Origin of the sequence: Winogradskyella haliclonae, from assembly GCF_014635865.1 — a bacterium.
GTDB lineage: Bacteria > Bacteroidota > Bacteroidia > Flavobacteriales > Flavobacteriaceae > Winogradskyella > Winogradskyella haliclonae.
This window is the reverse complement of sequence record NZ_BMDQ01000001.1, coordinates 561,175-576,597: the sequence shown is the minus strand read 5'-3', so window position 1 is coordinate 576,597 and position 15,423 is coordinate 561,175. Positions and strand designations below refer to the sequence as shown.

17 protein-coding genes are annotated in these 15,423 nt (G+C 35.6%); 10 read left to right on the top strand and 7 right to left on the bottom strand.

Features of this window, described 5'->3' with window-relative positions; genetic code table 11:
* The first annotated feature begins 1 nt into the window (after position 1).
* The 6 genes from IEV10_RS02625 to IEV10_RS02600 are packed head-to-tail and all read left to right on the top strand — an operon-like array spanning position 2 to position 5,596.
* Positions 2 to 796 (top strand): enoyl-ACP reductase FabI, encoded by a 795-nt coding sequence (locus IEV10_RS02625; protein WP_229719571.1) that lies wholly within the window; start codon positions 2 to 4, stop codon positions 794 to 796.
* 1 nt (position 797) lies between these two features.
* Entirely contained in the window at positions 798 to 1,235 is a 438-nt protein-coding gene (locus tag IEV10_RS02620; RefSeq protein WP_188373138.1) for a 3-hydroxyacyl-ACP dehydratase FabZ family protein, read from the top strand.
* Positions 1,232 to 2,506, top strand: a complete 1,275-nt coding sequence (locus tag IEV10_RS02615; RefSeq protein ID WP_188373137.1) for a beta-ketoacyl-[acyl-carrier-protein] synthase family protein — start codon at positions 1,232 to 1,234, stop codon at positions 2,504 to 2,506. The genes IEV10_RS02620 and IEV10_RS02615 overlap by 4 nt, the downstream gene beginning before the upstream one ends.
* 23 nt (positions 2,507 to 2,529) lie before the next feature.
* Positions 2,530 to 2,781, top strand: coding sequence for an acyl carrier protein (locus IEV10_RS02610; protein WP_188373136.1), 252 nt, complete (start codon positions 2,530 to 2,532; stop codon positions 2,779 to 2,781).
* On the top strand, positions 2,781 to 3,344 hold the full coding sequence (locus IEV10_RS02605; protein ID WP_188373135.1) for a 4'-phosphopantetheinyl transferase family protein: 564 nt from the start codon (positions 2,781 to 2,783) through the stop codon (positions 3,342 to 3,344). The genes IEV10_RS02610 and IEV10_RS02605 overlap by 1 nt, the downstream gene beginning before the upstream one ends.
* A 2-nt stretch (positions 3,345 to 3,346) precedes the next feature.
* Positions 3,347 to 5,596 (top strand): efflux RND transporter permease subunit, encoded by a 2,250-nt coding sequence (locus tag IEV10_RS02600; RefSeq protein ID WP_188373134.1) that lies wholly within the window; start codon positions 3,347 to 3,349, stop codon positions 5,594 to 5,596.
* Here the strand turns inward: IEV10_RS02600 and IEV10_RS02595 are convergent, their stop codons facing one another.
* From IEV10_RS02595 to IEV10_RS02570, 6 genes are all read right to left on the bottom strand, one after another.
* Complete coding sequence (locus IEV10_RS02595) at positions 5,597 to 6,508, bottom strand: ABC transporter ATP-binding protein (RefSeq protein ID WP_188373133.1); 912 nt, start codon at positions 6,506 to 6,508, stop codon at positions 5,597 to 5,599.
* Positions 6,509 to 6,576: 68 nt separating this feature from the next.
* A complete protein-coding gene (locus IEV10_RS02590; protein WP_188373132.1) occupies positions 6,577 to 8,742 on the bottom strand; it encodes a prolyl oligopeptidase family serine peptidase in 2,166 nt (721 codons plus the stop codon).
* A gap of 96 nt (positions 8,743 to 8,838) precedes the next feature.
* On the bottom strand, positions 8,839 to 9,828 hold the full coding sequence (locus tag IEV10_RS02585; RefSeq protein ID WP_188373131.1) for an aspartate-semialdehyde dehydrogenase: 990 nt from the start codon (positions 9,826 to 9,828) through the stop codon (positions 8,839 to 8,841).
* Positions 9,829 to 9,963: 135 nt separating this feature from the next.
* Positions 9,964 to 10,365: a large-conductance mechanosensitive channel protein MscL gene (mscL, locus tag IEV10_RS02580; protein WP_188373130.1), complete on the bottom strand. Its 402-nt coding sequence runs from the start codon at positions 10,363 to 10,365 to the stop codon at positions 9,964 to 9,966.
* Positions 10,366 to 10,445: 80 nt separating this feature from the next.
* Entirely contained in the window at positions 10,446 to 11,561 is a 1,116-nt protein-coding gene (gene alr, locus IEV10_RS02575; protein WP_188373129.1) for an alanine racemase, read from the bottom strand.
* Positions 11,554 to 12,201, bottom strand: coding sequence for a thymidine kinase (locus tag IEV10_RS02570; RefSeq protein ID WP_188373128.1), 648 nt, complete (start codon positions 12,199 to 12,201; stop codon positions 11,554 to 11,556). The genes alr and IEV10_RS02570 overlap by 8 nt, the downstream gene beginning before the upstream one ends.
* Before the next feature lie 83 nt (positions 12,202 to 12,284).
* On the opposite strand from IEV10_RS02570, the gene IEV10_RS02565 reads away from it, so the two are divergent.
* The 4 genes from IEV10_RS02565 to IEV10_RS02550 are packed head-to-tail and all read left to right on the top strand — an operon-like array spanning position 12,285 to position 14,657.
* Complete coding sequence (locus tag IEV10_RS02565; protein ID WP_188373127.1) at positions 12,285 to 13,031, top strand: DUF8457 domain-containing protein; 747 nt, start codon at positions 12,285 to 12,287, stop codon at positions 13,029 to 13,031.
* 3 nt (positions 13,032 to 13,034) lie between these two features.
* The gene (locus tag IEV10_RS02560; RefSeq protein WP_188373126.1) at positions 13,035 to 13,391 is read left to right on the top strand and encodes a DoxX family protein; all 357 of its coding nucleotides are present in this window, start codon (positions 13,035 to 13,037) and stop codon (positions 13,389 to 13,391) included.
* A 1-nt stretch (position 13,392) separates the two neighbouring features.
* Positions 13,393 to 14,064: a 16S rRNA (cytidine(1402)-2'-O)-methyltransferase gene (gene rsmI, locus IEV10_RS02555; protein ID WP_188373125.1), complete on the top strand. Its 672-nt coding sequence runs from the start codon at positions 13,393 to 13,395 to the stop codon at positions 14,062 to 14,064.
* On the top strand, positions 14,064 to 14,657 hold the full coding sequence (locus tag IEV10_RS02550) for a uracil-DNA glycosylase family protein (protein WP_188373124.1): 594 nt from the start codon (positions 14,064 to 14,066) through the stop codon (positions 14,655 to 14,657). Before rsmI ends, IEV10_RS02550 begins: the two co-directional genes overlap by 1 nt.
* Before the next feature lie 38 nt (positions 14,658 to 14,695).
* Here IEV10_RS02550 and IEV10_RS02545 read toward each other — a convergent pair whose 3' ends face one another.
* On the bottom strand, positions 14,696 to 15,298 hold the full coding sequence (locus IEV10_RS02545) for a carboxymuconolactone decarboxylase family protein (RefSeq protein ID WP_188373123.1): 603 nt from the start codon (positions 15,296 to 15,298) through the stop codon (positions 14,696 to 14,698).
* Positions 15,299 to 15,423: the final 125 nt, after the last annotated feature.

Below are 15,423 nucleotides of genomic sequence, written 5' to 3'. Positions count from 1 at the left end.
CATGAAAGAATTTCAAAATAAAAACTATTGGGCATTAATACTTGGCGGTAGTTCTGGCTTAGGCTTAGCCACAGCAAAAAAACTAGCTAAACATGGGATGAATATTTGTATTGTTCATCGCAATTCTCGCATGCAGGAAGATGAAATTCAAGCTCAATTTGAAACTATTAAACAAGAAGGCATACAATTTAAATCCTTTAACACAAATGCTTTTAAGCCTGAGAAGATTGAAGCTGTTATTGATACGCTAAAAACTGAATTTGGAACAAAACACAAAATAAGAACTCTAGTACATAGTGTTGCCAAGGGTAATTTAAAACCCATGATTTCAACTGAAACATCCGTTTTAAAACATGACGATTTTGCTTTAACCATTAATGCGATGGGTATAAGTCTATACGATTGGACAAAAGCCCTTTTTGAGTCTAACTTGTTTTCTGAAGATTCAAGAATCATAAGTTTTACAAGTGAAGGAAATAGTAAAGCATGGCATAGTTATGCCGCAGTTTCGGCGGCTAAAGTCACACTCGAAGCGATTACTCGAAATATAGCTTTAGAGTTTGCACCTTATGGTATAAAAGCCAATTGCATACAAGCTGGCGTTACAGACACCTCATCGTTACGTATGATTCCTGGAAGTGAAAAAATTATAAAACACACTTTAAGGCGAAACCCCAATAAACGACTAACATTACCAGAAGATGTCGCAAATGCTGTTTATTTATTAAGTAAAGACGAAGCTGCTTGGATTACAGGTACGATTATCCCTGTTGATGGCGGAGAACATTTAAGTTAGAATGACTGTATCAGAAATCATAGCACTATTACCTTACCAAAAACCTTTTTTGTTTGTGGATGGTATTGAAGCCATTTCAGATGAAGGCATAACAGGACATTATACATTCAATAAAGACGAGACCTTTTACAAAGGTCATTTTAAAGACAATCCAATAACACCTGGCGTAATCCTCACAGAATGTATGGCACAAATCGGGCTGGTGTGTTTGGGTATTTATTTATTAAAAGACGAGTTAAATTCCGAGCATCAACCACAAATTGCATTAACGGCACACCAAATGGATTTTTATTTACCTGTTTTTCCAGAAGAAAAAGTGACGGTGATTTCAGAAAAAGAAGTATTTAGATTCAACAAACTGAAATGTAAAGTGCAACTGCTAAATGAAAAGGGCGAATTGGTGGCAAGAGGAATAATTTCAGGAATGATGAAAGCATGAAAAATAGAGTGGTCATAACAGGATTAGGCGTAGTTGCACCAAATGGTGTTGGTGTTTCAGACTTTACAGAAGCCTTAAAACAAGGCAAGTCCGGAATTACGTTTCATCAAGAATTAAAGGACTTAAAATTTTCTTGTCAAATTGGTGGAATTCCAAACATTTCAGAAGAAAAAAAGAAAGAGTACTTCACAGATTTACAACTAAGAGGCTTTAATAGTTCTGGTATTTTATACGGCTGTATTTCTGGAATTGACGCATGGAAAGACGCAGGTTTTGATACGAATCCGGATAGCAAATTAGACTATGATACAGGACTTATTTTCGGAACAGGAACGTCTGGTGTTGAGAAGTTTCGAGAAGCGATTTATAAACTAGATGAAGGCAATGTAAGACGACTAGGAAGCACTGTTGTTTTGCAAACCATGGCAAGTGGTGTAAGTGCATATTTAAGTGGGATGTTAGGTTTAGGAAATCAAGTCACAACAAATTCTTCGGCTTGCACAACAGGAACAGAAGCCCTTTTAATGGGCTTTGAACGTATTCAAAATGGAAAAGCAAAGCGCATGTTGGTTGGCAGTTGTAGTGACCACGGACCTTATGTTTGGGGTGGTTTTGATGCTATGCGTGTGATGACTTATAAGTACAATGATAATCCAGAAAAAGGGTCACGACCAATGAGTGCATCAGCTTCAGGCTTTGTACCAGGAAGTGGCGCAGGTGCCTTAGTTTTAGAATCTTTAGAAAGCGCATTAGAACGAGGTGCAAAAATCTATGCTGAGGTTTTGGGAGGTGAAGTCAATTCTGGAGGCCAACGGCAAGGCGGAACATTAACGGCGCCTAATGCTGAAGCTGTACAACGTTGTATCAAAAAGGCAATTGAAAATTCGGGGATTTCTTCAAATGACATAGAAATCATTAACGGGCATCTCACAGCAACTTCAAAAGATACTTTAGAAATCGAAAATTGGACCAAAGCACTAAATAGAAACGGAAAGGCTTTCCCATATATAAACTCAACAAAATCTATGGTTGGACATTGTTTAGCAGCAGCTGGCGCTATTGAGAGTGTCGCTAGTGTTATACAACTTAATGAGCAGTTTATTGCTCCAAATAGTAATTGCGAAGATTTACACCCAGAAATAAAGAAGCTTGTTGCTTCAGAACACATTCCGACAGAAAAAATGGATTTAAGCTTTAACATCCTGGCAAAAGCTAGTTTTGGCTTTGGTGATGTTAATGCCTGTGTTTTATTTAAGCGATATATGGCGTAACTTTACATTATTAAAACTATACGATGACTAACCAAGAGTTAATTACCAAATTAAAAGCGATTGTATCACCTTACATACAGGATGAAGAAGCATTTAAAAACCTTTCTGAGGACACAGATTTTATAAAAGATTTGAAAATTAATTCAGCCAATTTAGTAGACATTATTCTAGATATTGAAGATGAATTTGATATTCGATTAGAAAACGAAGACATGGAAAAAATGCTTGATGTAAAATCAGCCATGGCTATTGTAAACACTAAGCTAGCTGGCTAATGGTTGGAAATGATATTATAGATATCGCTCAAGCAAAAAAAGACTCTAACTGGCAACGGCCACAATTTTTAGATAAAATATTTACGATTAATGAACATTATTTGATTCATAACTCTAAGGATAAAACTGAAACGATTTGGCGTTTATGGAGTATGAAAGAAGCTGCATACAAGTTATATGTACAGCAAAATCCAAGCCGATTTTATGCACCAAAACAGTTTGAATGTTTTATTGAAAATGATACAGGCATTGTAAAGTTTAAAAACTTTAGCTCTTATACAGAAACTAAAATTACATCAGATTACATCATCTCCGAAGCCTCTTTAAAACCGTCAAAACTGAATTCTGAAGTCATTCAATTCAACGCTCCACAGATAAACAATCAAAGTGAATTTTTAAGGCAAAAACTGATGTCATCAGCTTCAAAACAATACAATATTTTAGAAGATGAGTTAGATTTTAAAAAGGATGATTATGGGGTTCCTACTCTGGTGTTTAATGGTGGTACAATACATGTAAGCCTAACGCATCATGGCAATTTTGGTGCTTTTGCAATAGCTTAAAAATGGAGAAATTAAAAAAAATCATAGCATCGATTATCAAATTCAGAATAGCAATTATAGCTGTTTTGGTAATAACTATGGGGTTTTCTGGATATCAAACACTTAATAAATTAAGCGTTGATAACTCGTTGAGTATTTGGTTTTTGGAAGATGACCCAAGCTATAGAGCCTATATCGATTACCAAGAGCGCTTTGGTTCTGATGAGATTTTTGTTGGGATGATTCCTGTTGAGAATGCTCTTGAAGCATCAAATATTGATCAACTTAAAAAATTACATACCGCACTAGATTCTCTTTGGTATGTAAAAACATCATTTAGTTTGGCTGAGGCAAAGTATCCTATTTATGCAAACAACAATTTACTTTTTGATGATTTGTATACGTCCAAACGCAGTGAAAAAGGTCTAAAGAATTTATTCAAAAAAATACCAAATATTACACAACAGTTAGTTACTGATGATTATAAGAACTTGTTTTTCTACATTCAATTAAATCCAACACCAACCATAGAAGAAAAACGTGAAGTCATTGCTGGAGATATTAGAGCTGTGATTGAAAATTATTATGACGACTACTACCTAACAGGAGCACCTGTGCTTAACGAAGCCTATAGCAAAGGTATTTATAAGGAGAGTCTCGTCTTTGGTATTTTAACCGTTTTGGTTATTACCATAATGTTGTTATTTCTCTTACCGAGTAAGCGGTATTTAATCGTTTCTCTGTTGTGTGTCGCTGTACCAATTTCAATTTTATTCGGAATTATAACCTCGTTTGGTTTTGCATTAAATATGATTTCGATGCTAATTCCAACCATCTTAATGGTCTATTCGGTTAGTGATGCGGTTCACATCATTAATATCTATCATAAAGAAGGTATAGACAACGAAAATCTGTCAAAATTAGACTTACTGACACTTGCAGTACGTAAAAGTATCACACCTTGTTTTTATACGACCTTAACTACGTTTGTTGGTTATTTTGCCTTGTACTTATCGCCGTTGCCTGCATTTAAAAACATGGGTGTTTTTACTTGTATTGGTTTGGTTATGGCCTTTGTGTTAGTGTATGTTATTACCATTATAGGCTTTAGTTTTATGGATTTAAACTTTAAGACAGCTAAACCTATTTTGAGTTTAAAACGGTACAGTCAAACCAAAACAATTAATTGGCTTAATGCGCTTACTTCTCGTTATAAGAATAGTATTATTGTGGTGTCTTCGTTGATACTGATTTTTGGCTTGTATTCGATTTTTAAAGTGCAAATTGATACAAATTCACTTGACTTGCTGGCTGAAGGAAAAGCCAAAGAAGATTTGCGTTATGTTGAGAGTAAGCTAAACAGCAGTTCTCGATTGCAGCTTAATATTACTTCCAAGAAAGGAACGATGTTAGAGCGAGATGCTATCATACAATTAGAAAAACTACAAAATGTATTGAATAAAAACACCTTGCTTTCTGCACCGGTGTCTGTAGTTAATATCAAACGTTTTTTAGAAAAACGTTCACCAGTTTTATTCCAATCTAATATTTCGAAAGAAAAAATAGATGCTACTTTATCCGAAATAGGAGAGAATAGCAGTGAGTTTTTTAAACTCTTTTCTGAAGACTTTAAAACTGCAGGAATCACTTTGGGCGTCAAAGAAATAAAAACTTCAGAGTTAGAAACGGTATTAGGAGATATAAAATCGGCTTTTGAAAATAATTTTGATACAGATAAGTACAGCTTAAAAATCAATGGCTTTTCTGTGGTGTTCTCACAACTTAATGACTTTATTTTACAAACACAATTCAAATCATTTTTTGCAGCATTTTTTGTTGCATTTCTGTGTTTATGGTTTTTTATAAAACGAATCAAAACCACAATTTTGGTGCTTATTCCAAACATTTTGCCATTAGCTATTTTGGCTATTTTCATGAGTTTATTAGATATACCTTTAGATGTATCTACGGCAATGATTACGCCAATAATGCTCGGTATTGCTATGGATGACACCATTCATTTAGTCCATAAATACCGAAAAAGTAAACGTGTTCAAGGCACGTCTGAAGAGCGTATGGATCGCGCCATGCATTATACGGGAAGTGCGTTATTCTCGACAACAATAGCCTTAGTTAGTGGTTTCTTAATCATAGCCTCAAGCGCCGTGCCTTCTGTTAGAGATTTTGGATTGCTTTGCGCTGTAACCGTTGCGATTGCTCTAATTACAGACATCTTTTATTTGCCAGCGTTGTTAAAGAAGTTTGATAGGTAATCAATTGTTGAATGAAAAATACACACAACTTTTAGGAACTATTTCTGAGTGATGCTCAACAAAAACAGATTTTGAGTCATGTTCAACTTCTAGCAACCAAGATTCGCCATTAAAATAGGAGCTTTTTACCACGCCTTTTAAATCAGATTCTTCAACTATTTTCAATTGATGTGCGTAGTAAATCTCACCATCAATACTATTAAATTCATCAAAGAACGACGCAATTAAAGGTAGTTTCGGGTTGTTGTATAAGTTTTGGGGTGTGTCTTGAGCAATGATTGTTTTATGATGTAAAACCAGCATTTTGTCTGCAAAACCTAAAACATCATTTTTGTCATGAGTGGCAACAATGCAAGCAATATTTTTTTCTTTTAGGTATTTGAAGACGCTTCTACGAAGCGACTGTTTTTTAAAATTATCAATATGACTAAAAGGCTCGTCGAGCAATAAAATTTCAGGTTGTTTAGCCAGTGCGCGAGCTAAAGCCACACGTTGTTTTTGACCACCACTGAGGTTTTTGACTTTTGTTTTTGCAAAAGCTTCAAGTTCAACAACCTTAATGAGCTCGTGGGTGCGTTGTTGTTTTTCTTCAGGATAGAAACGGGACAGATATTTACCAATATTTTCTTCGACTGTTATAAAAGGCATCAAATCAAATTCCTGGGTTACATATTTCATAAAATCATAACCAATAACCAGATTATATTTTGGTCCTAGAATTTGTTGTTCTTTCCAGAAGATTTCGCCTTGAGGTAAATCATACTCACCATAAAGTAATTTTAAAAGTGTGCTTTTTCCCGAACCACTTTCACCAATAATGGCTAGATTTCTTCCAGGATTTAGAGAGAAAGATAGGTCTTCTAAAACGAGAATTTTATCATAACCAAAATGGATGTTTTTTACTTGAAGCATGCTGCAAAAATACCATAAAAAAGCCTACTTAATTTTAAGTAGGCTTAATGTATTATTAATTTTTTGTTTTAGTCTTTTAGCTTTTCTTTTGACTTACTTGGTAGGTCTTCAAAGCCCATATTAAAGAGTGTAAAACCATATACGTCTGCGGTTCTTTCGAGTATTTTACTCACAGGTGTTCCTGCACCATGACCAGCATCTGTTTCTATACGTATTAAAGTAGGATTATTACCGGTTTGTTTGGCTTGCAATTCGGCAGCAAACTTAAAGCTATGCGCAGGGACAACGCGATCGTCATGATCCCCTGTTGTGACCATGGTCGCAGGATATTCAACACCTTCTTTTACGTTGTGTACAGGTGAGTAACCCTTTAAATAATCGAACATTTCTTTACTGTCTTCAGCTGTTCCATAATCATATGCCCAACCCGCTCCAGCTGTAAATGTATGGTAACGCAGCATATCTAAAACGCCAACAGCAGGTAAAGCCACTTTCATTAAATCTGGGCGTTGTGTCATGGTCGCACCAACTAATAAACCTCCATTAGATCCACCACTAATTGCTAAATAATCTGATGAGGTGTAGTTGTTTTCAATTAGATATTCTCCGGCAGCAATAAAATCGTCAAATACGTTTTGCTTTTTTAGTTGTGTTCCTGCATCATGCCAAGCTTTTCCGTATTCGCCACCACCACGAAGATTTGGCACAGCATAAACACCACCCTGCTCCATCCAAACAGCATTTGTAATACTAAAGCTAGGCGTTAAACTAATATTGAAACCGCCATAACCATACAATATCGTTGGGTTTTTACCATTAAGCTCAAGCCCTTTTTTATGTGTAATAATCATAGGCACTTTTGTACCATCTTTTGAGGTATAAAACACTTGTTTACTTTCGTAATCTTCAGGATTAAAATCGATATCTGGTTTGCGGTACAACTCTGATGTACCATCCTTAATATTGTATTTATAGATGCTTCCTGGAGTGACATAATTAGTAAAAGAGTAATAGGATTCAGTATCTTCTTTTTTAGCTCCAAAACCACCGACAGAACCAACACCAGGTAATTTTACTTCTCTCACCAATTTTCCGTCGTAGTCATATTGTAAAACCTTAGATACGGCATCTACCATATATTCGGCAAAGAAATAACCACCGCCAGTTGATGGACTTAACACGTTTTCTGTTTCAGGAATAAAGTCTACCCAGTTTTCTGGTGCAGGATTACTAGCGTCTACTGTAACTATACGTTGATTTGGCGCATCCATATTGGTCATGATGTATAATTTAGACCCTACATTTTCAATAATATTAGAATCCGTGTCTGTATGGTCTAGAATGGTAATAAATTCTGAATTTGGCTGAGTCAAATCTTTAATCATTAGCTTATTTCCAGATGTTGAAACACGAGGTGTTACAATTAAATAACGGTCATCTTCGGTTACACCACCATATATGTAGCGATGCTTTTGTTCCGCTGTACCACCATAAATTAATTGATCTTCAGACTGTTTTGTACCTAGCTTGTGGTAGTAAACTTTATGTTGGTCTGTTTTTGCAGACAACTCACTTCCTTTTGGCTTGTCGTAACTTGAATAATAGAAGCCTTCGTTTTTGTACCAAGACATACCGCTAAATTTGATATCAATTAAAGTGTCTTCAACTATTTTTTTAGACTCCACATCCATGATTAAAATCTTACGCCAATCGCTTCCGCCTTCAGAAATCGAATAAGCCAATATTTTACCATTTTTAGAAAAACTTGTGCCGCCTAAAGAAATGGTACCATCTTCTTTAAATGTGTTTGGGTCTAAAAACACCTCTGCAGTACTTGGGTCAGCTTCGTTTTTGTAGCGATATATGACATACTGATTTTGAAGACCGTCATTTTTATAGAAGTATGTGTAATCACCTTCTATGAAAGGCGCACCTACTTTTTCGTAGTTCCATAATTTAGACAAACGCTCCTTAAGCTCTTCACGGTATGGAATGCTGTCTAAAAAACCTCCGGTTGTTGCATTTTGAGTTTTTACCCATGCTTCAGTTTCTGGACTTCTATCATCTTCTAACCAACGATAAGGGTCACTTACGTCTTCACCAAAATAGGTGTCAGTATGTTCTACTTTTGCCGTTTCAGGATAATCTACTTTAATGATTTTTTTTGGTTTAGTTTCGTTTTTACAAGACATAAAAAATACGAGTGCTACAAGCACATAAGATATGTTTTTCATTGTTTTAAGGTGGTTTATTTTTCTAAAATTAATCAAAAAAGCACCTATGGGATGTCCAAAGATGCTTTTTTAAGATTTTTTTATGGAAGCTTAGGATTAAACCAGATTATTAGCCAGAAGATATTCAGCTATTTGTACCGTATTTGTTGCTGCTCCTTTTCTGAGATTATCACTTACAATCCACATGTTTAAGGAGTTGGGCTGTGACATATCTCGACGTATACGACCTACAAATACATCATCTTTTCCGTTGGCATACATTGGCATTGGATACGTATTTACATCGATATTATCTTGCACAATAACACCATCGGTTTCGCTTAATAGTTTACGGACATCAGTAACATCAAAATCATTTTCAAATTCGATATTTACGGATTCGCTATGACCACCAGCTGTTGGTATACGTACAGCAGTTGCAGTTACGGCAATAGTTTTATCGTCAAGTATTTTTTGAGTTTCTCTTACCAGCTTCATCTCTTCTTTAGTATAGCCTGTTTCTTCAAAAACATCGCAATGCGGAATTGCATTTTTGGCGATTGGGTATGGATAAGCCATTTCACCTTTTTTACCGGCGATTTCGTTTTCTAGTTGTTCTACAGCTTTTACTCCTGTACCCGAAACAGATTGATATGTAGAGACAACTACACGTTTCATCTTGTATTTTTTGTGAAGAGGCGCTAAAGCCATTACCATTTGTATGGTTGAGCAGTTTGGATTAGCTATAATTTTATCTTCTTTAGAAAGTTGGTTTGCATTAATTTCTGGCACCACGAGCTTCTTGTCTAAATCCATACGCCAAGCGGATGAATTATCAATTACTGTCGTGCCAACCTCTGCAAATTTTGGAGCCCATTCTATAGAAGTACTTCCTCCAGCAGAAAATAAGGCAATATTCGGTTTTTGTTCAATTGCTTCAGGAATACCAATGACTTTAATTGGTTTATTTTTAAATGGAATTTCTTTACCAACAGATCTTGGTGAAGCCACCAATAATAATTCATCCATAGGGAAATTTCTTTCCTCTAAAACTTTAAGCATAACACTACCGACAAGGCCAGTAGCACCAACAATAGCAATCTTCATGTAATTAAAAATTTATAGGGTCAAAATTAGCTATTTCTAGAGTTGAAACCCTAAATTTTTTCCTAAAAAAGAACCGCTTCACAGATTGAAGCGGTTTTGTTAAAAATATGTAATGTAGCGGTTAGCTAAATTGTGTTATTTTTTTAGTAAATCTCTTATTTCAGCTAAAAGATCTTCTTGACTTGGTCCAGATGGTGCTTCTGGAGCAGGCTCTTCTTTTTTCTTCATTTTATTTACACCTTTAACTACCATAAACATTACAAATGCTACAATGATAAAGTCAATGACATTAGTTAAAAACGTTCCATATTCTAGAAACACATCTCCTACGCGTTCTCCTGCATCGTTAACAGTACCTTCTTTTAGTTGATATCTCATTGCTTTAAAGTCAGTATCAAAAATAAGACCAATTAAAGGAGACACAATTCCTCCAGTAAATGATGCAACAACCTTATTGAAAGCGGCACCCATAACAAAACCTACGGCAATGTCTACTAGGTTGCCTTTCATAGCAAATTCTTTAAATTCTTTAAGCATAATTTTAAGTATTAAGTAGTTAGTATTGAACACCAATTTAATCAAAAAATTAACATCTTTTATGAAAATAGAGAAAACTCCTATAAGACTTGTTTAAAAAAGAGTCGTTTAACACGCTGCGAAATAGCCGTTAAAACCTCATAAGAAATGGTTTTTGTGGATTCTGCAATAGCTGAAGCTTTATGGTTTTCATCAAAGATGATAACTTCATCACCTTCTTTACAATCAATGTTGGTGATATTAACCATAATCATGTCCATGCATACGTTACCAATGATTGGTGCGCTTTGCCCATTAATAAAAACAAACCCTTTTTCGTTGCCGAATTGTCTAGAAATTCCATCGGCGTGACCAATAGGGATTGTAGCTGTTTTTTCGAATCCTTTTGAAGTGTACGCTCGATTGTAACCTACAGTTTCCTCTTTTTCAATTAAATGAATCTGGGAGATAATAGATTTTAATTTTGCTATGGGTTTTAAGTTTTGATCTTCAGTAGCGGAATTTCCAAAACCATAAAGTCCAATACCACAACGAATCATATCAAAATGCGCCTCAGGATAATTAATAACACCAGAAGTATTGCAAAGATGTAACCATGGGCTATAGTCCATTTGAGACTCGAAATCAGCAGCAATGGTTTTAAAATCTGTGATTTGTCTTAGGGTAAATTCTCTTTCATTTTCATCTTCGCTTGCAGCTAAATGAGAAAATAAAGATTTAACAACAATCGATGATGTGTTTTTGAGTTGATTTGCTATATAATCAACATCATTATGCCAAAAACCTAGGCGGTTTAAACCTGTATTAAACTTTATATGGACAGGATAGTCGCTTTGCTTTTGTTCTTCAGCAATTTTTATAAACTCTCGTAAAATTTTTGGACTGTAAATACTTGGCTCAAGGCAACGCTCAATAATAGTTTTAAAATTCACAACCTGTGGATGCAAGACTAATATTGGGATTGTAATGCCTGCATCGCGGAGCGCAACACCTTCTCTAGCATAGGCTACTGCAAAATAATCTGCATTAAGTGTCTCGAGGTGTTTTGCGATTTCCACAGAATCACTTCCGTAGGCAAATGCTTTTACAACGGCTAGAAATTTAGTGTTAGGATTGAGTTTAGATTTTAAATAATTATAGTTATGCGTCAACGCATCTAAGTGAATTTCTAAGATGGTTTCTTGAGCTTTAGGCATCAGAATTTTTATCTTTAGTAATCAATTCTTCTGCATCTTTAACTTTCATCTGACGCACCTTTTCGCGAAGCATACATTTGTAATAAGCAGCTCTACTTAGAGGCTCATATTCGTCAACTTCGCCTAATAAAACAAGATCATCACTCTTAGCTTTTCGGTAGCTATATTGAGCTAAGTTTCCAGTTTTTGTACAGACAGCATGCACTTTAGTGACGTACTCAGCTGTGGCCATAAGGTTTGGCATTGGGCCAAACGGATTGCCTTTAAAATCCATGTCAAGACCAGCAACTATAACACGAATACCTTTATTAGCTAAATCGTTACAAACACTTACGATTTCGTCATCAAAAAACTGAGCTTCGTCAATACCAACAACATCACAACCGTCTGCTAAAATAGGAATATTAGCGGCTGCAGGAACAGGTGTTGAACGTATTTCGTTAGCATCATGAGAAATTACTTTTTCTTCATCATAACGCACATCTACAGAAGGCTTAAATATTTCAACTTTTTGTCGCGCAAATTGTGCACGCTTTAATCGACGGATTAATTCTTCAGTTTTACCAGAAAACATAGATCCGCAAATGACTTCAATCCAGCCAAATTGTTCTTTATGATTTACTGTATTTTCGAGAAACATTTTGTAATTTTAGCACTAAATCGTGTCTAATTTTCGTTTGTATAAAGGTGACGCAAATTTATTAAAAAACAAAAGTAATACTCATGAAAAAGAAATTAGAATCAGAATTAATTAGCATAGCGCATAGGATTCTAAAATTAACGGGGAAAGAAGACATCAATCGTATGCACGAAGAAGTTGCTGCATTGTATGAGAAACTCACGGTTTTAAAATTTGCGCAAGAAAATTTTGAAGATGATATTCCAACAATTGGCAATGATTCTTCATTTTTTGAAATGCTGGATACGGCTTTCAATAATAGGATTAGTGATAATATTGAAATTGAAAATAAAGTCTATGTAGACATGGACGAGCGTGAAAACGAACGCATCATTGAACCTGTAATGAACAAGATTAAAGACATGGTAGCCTTTATGCCAGAAGAAGATGAGGTCGTTGAAGAAGCACCTAAGGCAAGTTCTAATGGGCAACAAACAAAAACAATAGAGTTTGAAACCATAACTCAGGATTTTGCAAATATTCCAGAGTTTGAGCCTATTGAAGATGCTCAAAAGAGAGAGGCCGAAAACAAAGTAAAGTCCTTAAATGACAAACTAAAATCTGGTGGATTACAGATTGGTCTTAATGATAAAATTGCCTTTATAAAGCATTTGTTCGATGGAAAGAACGAAGATTATGATCGCGTTATATCTCAGATAAATACAGCCACAACATTACAAGAAGCGGAAGATTTTATACATCAATTGGTAAAACCCGATTACAACAATTGGGAAGGAAAAGAGGAATACGAAGAACGCTTTCTTGAGATTGTAGAAGGTAAATTCAACTAAAATATGTTGACCAAAAAAATTATTTACTGGGTAGCCACTGCTGTCCTCTGTGGCATTATGCTTTATTCTGCTCAGATGTATTTCAGAAATACGGAAATGGTACAAGGTTATTTTGAAGCATTAAATTACCCAACTTATTTCGTAATCCCGCTAGCAGTTTTAAAAGTGCTGGGTGTAATTATGATTTTATGGCGAAAAAGCCAATGGCTCACTGAATGGGCTTACGCAGGTTTCTTTTTTGACCTAGTATTAGCTACTGCTGCACATCATTATGCAGGTCATGGCGTAGTAGGGTTTTCATTATACGCGTTAGTTGCGTTGTTTCCATCTTATTTTTTAGGGAAGTATATACGCGATTAATATGTCTAAACTCTATCTTGTACCTACACCGATTGGCAATTTAAAGGATATGACCTTTAGAGCTATTGAGGTACTGAATGATGTTGATTTAATTCTAGCAGAAGATACGCGTACTTCAGGAAAACTCCTAAAGCATTTTGATATTGCAACGCAAATGCAAAGTCATCATATGCATAATGAGCATAAAACAGTCGATGGCTTAATAGAAAAACTAAAGTCTGGATTATCAATTGCTGTTATTAGTGATGCTGGCACACCTGCTATCTCAGACCCAGGATTCTTATTAACACGTGCTTGTGTAGAAAACAATATTGAAGTTGAATGTTTGCCTGGCGCTACAGCGTTTGTACCAGCACTAGTTAATAGTGGTTTGCCAAACGATAAATTTGTTTTTGAAGGTTTCTTACCAGTTAAAAAAGGACGCCAGACAAGATTAGCATTACTAGCTGAAGAAACCAGAACAATGATTTTTTACGAAAGCCCACATAAACTCGTAAAAACCTTAGGGCATTTTGCTGAATATTTTGGCAATGACCGACAAGTTTCTGTATCGAGAGAACTTACTAAACTCTATGAAGAGACGATTAGAGGAACAACAAAAGAGGTTTTGGAATATTATACCAATAAACCACCGAAGGGCGAAATTGTTATTATTGTAGGAGGGAAAAAGTGATGGAAGATTTATTACATAACATTAGCCAATGTACCATTTGCAAAGCTTATTTACCTCTAGGGCCGAGACCGGTAGCGACAGCACATATCAATTCTAAAATTATAATTATTGGTCAAGCGCCAGGCACTAAAGTTCATGAATCTGGAATTCCTTGGGATGACCAAAGCGGAAAAAAACTAAGGCAATGGTTAGGAATTACAGATGCACAGTTTTACAATATTGAGAATTTTGCCATTATTCCTATGGGGTTTTGTTATCCTGGTAAAGGAAAAACAGGAGATTTACCGCCGCGACCAGAATGTGCACCGCAATGGCATGAGCAGCTATTAGAAAAAATGCCAACTGTAGAATTGATTATTTTAATAGGTGCTTATGCACAGAAGTACTATTTAAAAGATAAAGCAAAGCACACATTAACAGAAACAGTAGGCGAATACAAAAGCTATTTGCCAAATTACTTTCCAATACCACATCCCTCACCAACAAATCGATTTTGGCGCGCTAAAAATCCTTGGTTTGAGGAGTTGATAGTACCAGAGTTGCAAACTAAAGTAAAGGCCATTCTGAAAATAAAGAAACCTCATCAGAAATGATGAGATTTAATTTTATCTAAAAGTTGTAAAGCGACAATCTAGTACCTCGACCCATCATGCTTCCCAACCTCAAAACCATGTTTACCAAGGTATTGATTACCACTTTCTACAGCGCCTTCTTCAATGTCTGTTCCCATAGAGTCGTTCCAACGGTTAAGATACCCGAAAAGAGAAATTACACCTAACATCTCTACAATTTCGCCTTCATCCCAATGCTCATATAAACGTTTTTTAATATCTGTATTTACAGTGTTTGGCACTAATGAAGCTGCTAAACTAAAATCTAAAGCGGCACGCTCTGCTTCAGAAAATGCAGGATGTGTTCTATAGTCCCAAATATTGTCTAATTGCTCTTGTTCAGCACCATAACGTTCAGCAGCTCTAATAGCGTGAGCTTGGCAATAACGGCAGCCTGTACTATTACTACTTACCCAAGCAATCATACGCTTTAAGGCTGAGGTCACACGACCTTCGTTAGCCATAACCGCTTTGTTAAGGTTTATAAATGCTTTACTTATTGCTGGTCTGCGCTGCATGGTTAATACAGAATTTGGACAAAACCCAAGGGTTTCGTTAAAGAATTCTGCGAGTTGTTTAGTTTCTAAATCATGCTCTGGAGATAACGGTGTTACTAATGCCATAGTTTTAAAAAGTACTTAAAGTTTGAGATGTCTAAAGTACTTAAAGTACACTTGCGTTGCAAACTAAACTTTAGTACACTTTAATCTTTTTAAACCATTTTAACTTGTTAACTTTAGGCACTTAT

What these genes read in the sequence shown, in the direction of transcription:
- IEV10_RS02625 (WP_229719571.1), top strand. Translation starts at nt 2, where the DNA reads ATGAAAGAATTTCAAAATAAAAACTATTGGGCATTAATACTTGGCGGT.
- IEV10_RS02620 (WP_188373138.1), top strand. Translation starts at nt 798, where the DNA reads ATGACTGTATCAGAAATCATAGCACTATTACCTTACCAAAAACCTTTT.
- IEV10_RS02615 (WP_188373137.1), top strand. Translation starts at nt 1,232, where the DNA reads ATGAAAAATAGAGTGGTCATAACAGGATTAGGCGTAGTTGCACCAAAT.
- IEV10_RS02610 (WP_188373136.1), top strand. Translation starts at nt 2,530, where the DNA reads ATGACTAACCAAGAGTTAATTACCAAATTAAAAGCGATTGTATCACCT.
- IEV10_RS02605 (WP_188373135.1), top strand. Translation starts at nt 2,781, where the DNA reads ATGGTTGGAAATGATATTATAGATATCGCTCAAGCAAAAAAAGACTCT.
- IEV10_RS02600 (WP_188373134.1), top strand. Translation starts at nt 3,347, where the DNA reads ATGGAGAAATTAAAAAAAATCATAGCATCGATTATCAAATTCAGAATA.
- IEV10_RS02595 (WP_188373133.1), bottom strand. Translation starts at nt 6,508, where the DNA reads ATGCTTCAAGTAAAAAACATCCATTTTGGTTATGATAAAATTCTCGTT.
- IEV10_RS02590 (WP_188373132.1), bottom strand. Translation starts at nt 8,742, where the DNA reads ATGAAAAACATATCTTATGTGCTTGTAGCACTCGTATTTTTTATGTCT.
- IEV10_RS02585 (WP_188373131.1), bottom strand. Translation starts at nt 9,828, where the DNA reads ATGAAGATTGCTATTGTTGGTGCTACTGGCCTTGTCGGTAGTGTTATG.
- mscL (WP_188373130.1), bottom strand. Translation starts at nt 10,365, where the DNA reads ATGCTTAAAGAATTTAAAGAATTTGCTATGAAAGGCAACCTAGTAGAC.
- alr (WP_188373129.1), bottom strand. Translation starts at nt 11,561, where the DNA reads ATGCCTAAAGCTCAAGAAACCATCTTAGAAATTCACTTAGATGCGTTG.
- IEV10_RS02570 (WP_188373128.1), bottom strand. Translation starts at nt 12,201, where the DNA reads ATGTTTCTCGAAAATACAGTAAATCATAAAGAACAATTTGGCTGGATT.
- IEV10_RS02565 (WP_188373127.1), top strand. Translation starts at nt 12,285, where the DNA reads ATGAAAAAGAAATTAGAATCAGAATTAATTAGCATAGCGCATAGGATT.
- IEV10_RS02560 (WP_188373126.1), top strand. Translation starts at nt 13,035, where the DNA reads ATGTTGACCAAAAAAATTATTTACTGGGTAGCCACTGCTGTCCTCTGT.
- rsmI (WP_188373125.1), top strand. Translation starts at nt 13,393, where the DNA reads ATGTCTAAACTCTATCTTGTACCTACACCGATTGGCAATTTAAAGGAT.
- IEV10_RS02550 (WP_188373124.1), top strand. Translation starts at nt 14,064, where the DNA reads ATGGAAGATTTATTACATAACATTAGCCAATGTACCATTTGCAAAGCT.
- IEV10_RS02545 (WP_188373123.1), bottom strand. Translation starts at nt 15,298, where the DNA reads ATGGCATTAGTAACACCGTTATCTCCAGAGCATGATTTAGAAACTAAA.